General features: G+C 44.7%; 3 protein-coding genes. All 3 read left to right on the top strand.

Annotated features, from left to right (window positions below; genetic code table 11):
- Positions 1 to 313: 313 nt before the first annotated feature.
- A complete protein-coding gene (locus tag HW443_RS10560; RefSeq protein ID WP_176230971.1) occupies positions 314 to 1,363 on the top strand; it encodes a helix-turn-helix domain-containing protein in 1,050 nt (349 codons plus the stop codon).
- 25 nt (positions 1,364 to 1,388) lie between these two features.
- The gene (locus HW443_RS10555; RefSeq protein ID WP_176230970.1) at positions 1,389 to 1,976 is read left to right on the top strand and encodes an ABC transporter ATP-binding protein; all 588 of its coding nucleotides are present in this window, start codon (positions 1,389 to 1,391) and stop codon (positions 1,974 to 1,976) included.
- Positions 1,977 to 1,980: 4 nt separating this feature from the next.
- Positions 1,981 to 2,572: ABC transporter permease subunit (locus tag HW443_RS10550; protein ID WP_176238174.1), on the top strand; the 592-nt coding region annotated here is incomplete at its 3' end.

Genomic DNA, 2,572 nt, shown 5'->3' with positions numbered 1-2,572 from the left:
AGCCAGAGCTTCAACAAGATCACCTGGGATAGGAAGGGCAGGGCTCTAGTGGCAGGTAGACGATACACGCGTCCGGACAGGGACACGGGGGCGGGGGTGGGGTGGGGGATTGGGGGTGCTAGTGGGAAGTGGGGAGGGGGGAGGGAGGTAGATGGATAGGGGGGGAGAGGGGGGGGAGAGTGGGATGTAGAGGTGGGAGGAGAAAAGGGAGAGGTAGGTGTTTGAGTGGGAACTAGGTGGTTTTTGATAGAAGAAGTATCCGAAGGATTGAGAATATTTATAAAAGATTTGCTAAATAATTTGGGCTACAAAAATGTCAGTGAACGAATTTAGGGATCATATTTTAGATTCTTTACTTCAGGTTCTTTGGAGACATTGGTCGTCTCTGGGCATATACACCGGCGTAGAGAAAGAACAGGCATTTGTTATAGATCCTGAAGCTTTAATGTGTGCAACTCTTTGTTTTGGGCGTTATGACCAACGCCTGTTTGACGAGATGTTGTCTTGGCTCTGCAAGAATGCTGACATGATTAATATAGCGCGGTTAAAGAATGTGGTGAACTCTTTTGAATTTGGAAATCTCAATATCCTTGGAGCTATATCAGGTTATCTTTCTAAGAAGGAGAAAAAAAGGAAATGGGAGAGCCTGGCAAGATTCTGCACGAAAAAATCCCAGGAGAAAGAAGAAACACTCTTTTATACCAAAGACTTTCAACCCATGCCTGTTCTTGGAAAAGAAGATGAACTTTTTCAAAAGTGGAATCTTTCAAGAAATGAGGTTGTTTTACGTCACCTTGCTGAGAACCTCAATGTAGAACTTCCAGCAAATATCGTTTTTAGAATGCGATCTTTTTTTGGGGTGGGTACGCGTGCTGATATTTGTGCCTATCTTCTTTTTTCTAAAGGAGATAATTCTTTACAGATAGCCAAGGTTACGAATTTCAGTCAGCGTAGTGTTTATCAGACTCTTAATGAACTTCATCGTTCTGCATTCGTGAAAAAAAGGATTTTAGGTAGAGAAGCAATCTATTCTTTGGACCAAACCAGGTGGACAAATTTCTTAGAAATAAAAACCAACAAGCTAGAGTACCTTAATTGGACGCAAATATTTTCTGCTTTTTCAGGTCTCTTTAGGCAATTAGTACAGACGCCAGAAAAATTTACAGATTCTTACTTGGCTTCGTCAAATTTACGAATGATTTCGGGTGATTATGTCTCCAAAATTGAAAAGGCGGGAATCCAAGCTACCCAAATGAAATTGTATCAGTATGTTGGGGAAGCATTTACTGAGTATTTTATTGAATATGTAGAAGGAATTATTTCAAGAATCTTATCTCTAGAGTCGGTGGTCACATTCACTTGAGTGAATTAAGGCAGGAGAGTTGACGGTGGTTGCAATCGAAACATCGAAACTGACAAGGAAATTTGGCAATCTGGTAGCAGTAGAAGATCTCACCATAGAGGTTATGAGAGGAGAGGTGCTAGGTTTCCTCGGACCAAACGGCGCTGGAAAGACAACTACCGTTCGCATGTTAGCAGGTATTATTGCTCCGACAAGTGGACATGCTGTCGTCGCAGGTATTCGCACAGACCATGAAATCCAGCGGCTCCATGAGGTTATCGGTTTGCTCACGGAGACTCCGGGCTTCTATGAACGCCTCAGTGCCAGGCGTAACCTGCAATTCTTCGCACGGTTTTACTCCAACATTGATGCCGATGGTCAGGTGGACAAGTATCTCAAGATTATGGGACTGTGGGGACGAAGGAACGAGAAAGTTGGGAGCTTTTCCAAAGGGATGAAACAAAGACTGGCACTGGCAAGGGCTCTGCTCCATGAGCGCCCAGATCTAGTGCAAAGCATTGTAGCATCGGGAGGAAGGGTTCAGAGTGTATTTGAAAAGAGGCATTCCCTTGAAGAAATCTATATGACATTGCTGTGTGAGGAGGAAGAGATGGCCGCGGGTGAAAGCAGGTGAGTCCATGGCAGAGAGCGCAGTACCTGGACGTATAGCTAATATTATCATAAAGGAATGGCAGACGACTTTCGGTAACTTAAATTCAGCCTTGTTTATTACCCTGCTCCCCCTTCTGATCACCGTGCAGGCATTAGTGCTCATTGTGCTTGTTAGCAGGTTTGCTGGCGGAGAGGCTCTGATGGACACGATACTCCGAACAGGTGTAGCGAAGTTAGAGGAGATGATGCCCACATTGTCATCCCTTCCAGTGATCGAGAAGTTCCAGGTGTTTTTCTTTCTTCAATTTCCCATCTACCTCTTGCTCATCCCGATAATGATTGCCATTAGTTTTGCTACATTTAGTATAATCGAAGAGAAGCAAATGCGGACGCTTGAACCACTTTTAGCAACGCCTGTGAGCACCTGGGAACTCTTGTTGGGTAAAGCTCTGGCAGGAGCTATACCTGCGCTCATCATTACCTGGGTTTGTGCCGGTCTTTTCCTTGTCGGCGTAGTGTGGATGGGTTTGGCTCATCTCTTGAGCTTAGTCTTAACTCCATCATGGTTCATTTCCCTGTTCCTTCTGGTCCCTCTGGTGACGGTACTCAGCTTTATGT

Origin of the sequence: Candidatus Hakubella thermalkaliphila, assembly GCF_013281975.1 — a bacterium.
Taxonomy (GTDB): Bacteria; Actinomycetota; Humimicrobiia; order Hakubellales; family Hakubellaceae; genus Hakubella; species Hakubella thermalkaliphila.
This window is presented reverse-complemented; position numbering and strand designations above follow the sequence as displayed.